Consider the following 5,636-nt stretch of genomic DNA (forward strand, 5'->3'; position numbering starts at 1 on the left):
GCCGCCGTGGACTACGCCCACTGCATGCGTGAACTCGTCGACGTCCATTATCCCGATGCCGCCTGTATCCGTGTCGTGCAGGACAATCTGTCGATCCACACCTTCGGCGCGCTGTATCAAGCATTTGCGCCCGCCGAGGCCCGTCGCATCCTGCGTCGCCTCGAATTCCACTACACCCCGAAACACGCCAGTTGGCTCAACATGGTCGAGCGCGAGATCAGCGTGCTGCAGCGCCAGTGTCTCGGCCGCCGCATCGACGACCCCAAACGGCTCCGAAAAGAGATCGCAGCATGGCAACGGCAGCGAAACAAAGCACGAGACCGCATCAAATGGATGTTCACAACCGACAAAGCCCGCGCCAAACTCGGCCGCGCATATCCAGCCACCGCCAAAGAGTCAAAATCACTGTGATGAACCACTAGCCGTTTTCACTGGATGAACGCAGCGCGAGCGGACGGCCGAACGAATAAAGGATGAGAAGCTGCTAGCGAGGTCGACCCAATCGTCGAGGAGATCAGGAAGGTCACCGTGACGCCATCGAACGTCGACGGATAGATCTGGTCGTGCATGGTGCGCAGGTTGAGGTTGTAGCCGTTGAAATCGATCAGATCACGGCGTAGGCCACGGGCATCTGACGCTATCGCGCCCCAGCGGCGCGGGCGAGCAGCGCGGCGAAGTTGAAATCCTTCTGAGCGACGGGGCGACACAGACCGCACTCCGTGAGATGGCCGGCCAGCTCGGGGCGAACGCGAAATAATCGTGGTAGATCATTGGAGTGTTGCTGGCGTTCGGATAGCCGGCATCATTGAGCACGTAGCCCGTGCCGTCGATCCGCAACTGATTAAGGCTGCCGACCGTTATGCCGTCTGTACCCTGGCCGGAAAGAACCCGCTTGACCCGATAGCTAGCATAACTTCGACTCAAACGCCTAAGCTGCTCAGAGAGTACAAAAAGCAGTTCGGGACCGAACCGCCAACATTGCGATCATTGAACGAGTGATGTTGATGACCCCGGAAAACAATCCACCTGAACTCGTTCATGTATGGGCCCATCATCGACATGGCAGGTTCACCAGTAGTACTTTGCCCTCATCCATGATCTGGCGCACGTGGAGATCACGTTCTGGAGCGGTCAGAAGCTATTGAGTACGGGATCTGAAAGGAAAGAGAAGCGTTCGAACTTTTTTAGAAAGAAGGTCCGGACAGTTTCATTCTTCAGTTGTCAGCGGCGCACGCTGCTAGCGTACACCGGTACAAATATCCGTCCGCGGAGCTACGCAGCGATCCGTTGGGAAATGTCGTAAACGGCGAGGCCGCCAGCTTTATATCCCTAACGGCGTTCGCTTTGTACGCATCCGGCGCAGGCCGCGGGCCCGATTGGATTATTCTGATGGCGAGCGCTTAAGCAACTCCGGATTTTCTTTCATAAATTTGGATGAGCTCGATGAGGCGTTCGATGCTGAAGTCGGTGAACGCCTGGACACCGTCTTCGCCAAGGCCATAGACGCATATGGCTCCGCCTTGAACTCCACTTCGTTGGCGACGTCTCGCAGCCAATCTTGGTCTTCAGATGTCCCTCGCGACGTTTGTGACGGTGGTGACGTGACCCGAGACCATTTTCGGCGGCCAAGGCAGCCAATGAGAAACCGTTCGAGCATCACTCATTTCGAATGCGCAAGCGCTTCGGGGGCGTGAAGTATCGATATTTACCGGTAAGCGTCCCATTGACGAACTGGAGGCCGTGATCGCCATATATCATATCCTCACGTACGTAGCCGTCCGCTATGGCCTCTTGATTGTTGCCGCCAACTGTCTTCCGGGTAGTCGTCACGCCATGGCTGGCTGGCGGCGAGCCGAGCATTTCAATTATGGCATCGCGTGGTGTGCCCAGTTTCAAGGTATCAAACTGTTTGGCAGGAATCATCCCGGCTGCCTGGATGGGCTCAGCTCTCATTCGCGGGAGATCTTCAGATCCAATTGGCTTACGAACCACAACTTTCTCGATGCAGTGTGAATGGATTGGAATGCCAGGGTGCGAGTCCCATTTAATGTAATGATCGGAGCGCAAGATGTCCCAGCCGGCTTCTGTATAGATGGCCTCCAGCTCTCCGCGCGAGAACGACTTCTTGTGACCAGATGCCAACCCCTCCTTAGGAATAGGATGGTCTGGTCGATCGAGCGTGTTGGTGAAGCAATGAAATCCTCCAGGCCGCGTCCGATCGATTAAGGTCGTGACGAGCGGTTTCCAGACGGTCCGTTCCGTGAAATGCAATACGGAATGCGCTATAAAGACGTCGAGGTAAGCAGGCGGCTGGAAGTCTTCAACATGAGCCAAACCGCTCGTTATATTCACGCCAAGATCGCCTGCCAGCCGGTTCAGCTTGGAGATGGCGGCTTCGGACATGTCAGTTGCGATCACCTGATGATCAAAATGGGCCAAATAGAGGGCATTGCGCCCCTCGCCGCAACCCAGCTCGACAACCACGCTCTTCGCGCGGAGAGCTGGTGATATCTCGAGGATTTCGGGGCTGGGACCACCCATACACGATACGTTGGGGTCGGCGTAGCCCGAATCCCACCATAAGGGTGAATGCTTCACCACTTCTTGCATACTGCACCTCACGCTGCCTGATATTGCTCTTCGAGGGCCACCATCGTGCCCGTGTAAAATATTCGCGCCATAATGCTCGAATATTTGAATCCCGCGTGAGTCAGTTGATAAGTATCACCGTCTGCCAAGTCGACGAGTTGCAGACATTCGAGCGCCTTGAGCTCTTCGCTGAAATCGGCCGCCAGTTCGCGTCCGAATACTGAAGCGTAATCCTTTCTGCTCAGTGCGGACAACGTGAGGCCAAGCAGGACGTAGCGACGCGCGAGATCTTCCGGCGTCAGTTCGATTCCGTGCGATGCTATTGCATCAGGATCGAAGGGGCGAGCCGAGAAAGCGTTGATGATGGGCGAAGCCGCACTCCAGTCGATGTTGTCCGTGCCATAGTGATATCGCCCGAAATAACTTCTGGCGCCAACTCCCAACCCTAGCAGGGGCGTTCCCTCGAAATCCGAGGCCTCCTGCCGGTAGGCTCGGCCGCCAGCGATCTTGGTAAAACGCGTGAAGGATTCCTGACGGTAGCCTTTGGACGCCATCAGAGCGACGTTCTGGTCGTAGACCTCATACTTTTCCGCTTCAGAGAAGAATAATTCAGGATTGTGCGCTTTCGAGGTCATGATGTTTGTCATCCGACGAACAACAACGGGATAAAGGGAGAGTGTCTGCGGCTCATAGTCGAGCGCGCGGCCAAGCGAGAAGATCCAGGAGTCACGGGTTTGACCACGCAGGCCGTAGATCAGATCAAGATTGACGTGGGAAAAACGTTCCATCAGCGCTTTGATTCCCGCTTCTGCAGTCTCGACCGAATATGGTCTGCCAGAGTGCGCAAGCTCGCCGGGTACCATGCTTTGGATGCCCATGCTCATTCGGTTGACGCCAAGAGCCTTCAAGCAATCCAGAAGGTTGTTTTCGAAAGTGTCTGGCGCGCTCTCGACCGTAATCTCACATTTCCGGCTTCGTTTTGGAAATGCAGCGTCGAGGGCGGCGAAAAGCTCGCCGAATTGATGCTGAGTCAGCAGGGTCGGCGTGCCGCCGCCGAAATAGATACTTACAACCTCTCGATCTCCGAAGTATTCTCCATATCGCGCGATGTGCTCTGCCAGTCGAACAACATAAGACTCCCCCTCCGCCGGTTTTTGGCGCATTGTAAGAAAGAGCGTGCAGTAAGTGCAGCGATAGCGGCAGAATGGGATATGGACATAGATGTTGATTTGCTTAGCACGGCTAGCCTGCTCAACGACATCAGTTACGCGGAGTGGCTGCGGAAAAGCCCGATACGCTCGCTTGGAAGGATAACCATAGACGTAGGTTGGCAGCTCCTTTTTCGCCATAGTTGTTCGAAGAAATTCCAGACAATCCATGACCTAACCCGTTGATTGCCAAAGCCGGTGAATGCCTGAACGCCGTCGTTCGCCGAGCCACAAGTTCATGCCTTGTGGTGATCAGCAGTTTCCATAGAAGCTAGTCCGCAGAAAGCACGGCGTTTTCGTCACTTATGTTCTTCAGGTCTAGCCGTGCGGCTTATGTGTAAGAAACCAGACGCCCTCAAATATAGCTACAGCGGCTACCACCCCCGAGAATTCCGCTAAGTGCTCCTATGAACAGCCAAGCCAGCCTCCCAACGTTGCAGATATTTCTTCAGCAGTTAATTCGGTCACACCGTAATCGGTCTTCATTTTTGCTCCTTCTCAATGAGAGGATCAACCAGTGATGCCGGTCGGCAGCTCCTGCCGCCGGGCAACGAGAGACACTCAAGATTCGTGCCAACTGCGGGGGAAGAGCCTCCGAAAGGCGTCCTACATTTTAATCAACAACTTAACTGCCAGCACGGCAGCCCGGCGGTCGAATATCATGTGTCGCAGACGCGACAAACCGGGCAACTGAGAGCAACGCAAGTCACGTCGCAAGAGCTGCAACCGGAAGTCGGGCTCGCGTTATCACGCGGCGAGCGATGTTCTTTCGCAGATTTCGTTAACTCGCGCCACACCGTTTCCGGAGTGGGGCGCTCTGGACCTTGCGGGCGATCAGCTCTCAAAAGGGACTTGCTCCTTATGGCCCAGGCGTTACTTGCCGGGCTTCTTCGATGCTCAATCTTCGCATTTCAGGACCACACGCCACCGGCGCAGAATGATCCGAAGAAAGACAAGCGTATCACCAAGCGCGCTTCTTGCTCATTAATCGAGGTACGTCCTCCTGACATAGGTCGCCAAGCCCTCCACCCCGCCGAAAACCTTCAGCGGATGTATGCCTTCCCGCAGGAGCTTCTCTCTGATGTCGTGGACCGACGAATGAGGTATTTGCACGCGCTTCGCAATTCGAGTGTTCACGACCGCCTCTAGGGGATCGTCACTTCCGTGAAAGGTGAAGCACCCCGATTGCAGCCGTATTCTTGCGTTCGACCAAGTAGGCCTGAGCGCTACCGCCTTATCGTTGGGGAATGGAGTTCCGTTTCTCGCGAAAGCTCGCGCGGCATCGTAGTAGTCGAAGTCGACGCGATCGACCGCATCGTAGATCACACGCGTGCCGCTATGGAGTTCGTTCAGCTTGTATGGGTTCAACACCCAAATGCAAGGATCACCAGTCCCCTTCCGCTCGGCACTCGCGACCGCAAAATAGACCGCAATGTTCAAATCGGTCGTCCAGTCGAGAAGCCGGGTCGGCACACCATAGTGCTGCATGAGAGATAATCTCTCCCAACTGTCCTTGATGTCCACTCCTTCTATCATCGTCCAAAAGTCGGCGAACATGTTTATCTCAGCGTCGGCGTGCCGCTTGCGCTGTCTGAGGAGCGACGGGGTCAGAGTATGTCGTCCATCGCTGATTCCGCGATACCAAGCGCCACCTTGCTCAGTGCCAGTCCGTCTTTGAGGATCCTTTATAGAAGCGAAAAGTTCATTGTAAGACACGTCGCTCTTGCCTTATGTTGCTGATCTGCTCCAGGGTGGTGTAATTGGTAGCACGCTAGGCTGTGGGCTAGTCTTACTGTGTCACAAAAGAAGGCGCTTCGTCTGCCGGGTGCAACAAGGACA

Annotated in this window: 4 protein-coding genes; 1 reads left to right on the forward strand and 3 read right to left on the reverse strand. The window is 55.3% G+C overall.

The window, feature by feature from the left end:
• On the forward strand, positions 1 to 411 hold a 411-nt coding region (locus tag CP49_RS23240), incomplete at its 5' end, for a transposase (protein WP_197423196.1).
• A 1,245-nt stretch (positions 412 to 1,656) separates the two neighbouring features.
• On the opposite strand, the gene CP49_RS23250 is transcribed toward CP49_RS23240, so the two are convergent.
• From CP49_RS23250 to CP49_RS23265, 3 genes are all read right to left on the reverse strand, one after another.
• Complete coding sequence (locus CP49_RS23250) at positions 1,657 to 2,610, reverse strand: class I SAM-dependent methyltransferase (protein WP_082646182.1); 954 nt, start codon at positions 2,608 to 2,610, stop codon at positions 1,657 to 1,659.
• A gap of 8 nt (positions 2,611 to 2,618) precedes the next feature.
• On the reverse strand, positions 2,619 to 3,938 hold the full coding sequence (locus CP49_RS42000; RefSeq protein WP_197423197.1) for a coproporphyrinogen-III oxidase family protein: 1,320 nt from the start codon (positions 3,936 to 3,938) through the stop codon (positions 2,619 to 2,621).
• Positions 3,939 to 4,781: 843 nt separating this feature from the next.
• On the reverse strand, positions 4,782 to 5,513 hold the full coding sequence (locus CP49_RS23265; RefSeq protein WP_082646183.1) for an FRG domain-containing protein: 732 nt from the start codon (positions 5,511 to 5,513) through the stop codon (positions 4,782 to 4,784).
• Positions 5,514 to 5,636 lie beyond the last annotated feature (123 nt).

Origin of the sequence: Bradyrhizobium valentinum (genome assembly GCF_001440405.1) — a bacterium.
GTDB lineage: Bacteria > Pseudomonadota > Alphaproteobacteria > Rhizobiales > Xanthobacteraceae > Bradyrhizobium > Bradyrhizobium valentinum.

What these genes read in the sequence shown, in the direction of transcription:
- CP49_RS23250 (WP_082646182.1), bottom strand. Translation starts at nt 2,610, where the DNA reads ATGCAAGAAGTGGTGAAGCATTCACCCTTATGGTGGGATTCGGGCTAC.
- CP49_RS42000 (WP_197423197.1), bottom strand. Translation starts at nt 3,938, where the DNA reads ATGGCGAAAAAGGAGCTGCCAACCTACGTCTATGGTTATCCTTCCAAG.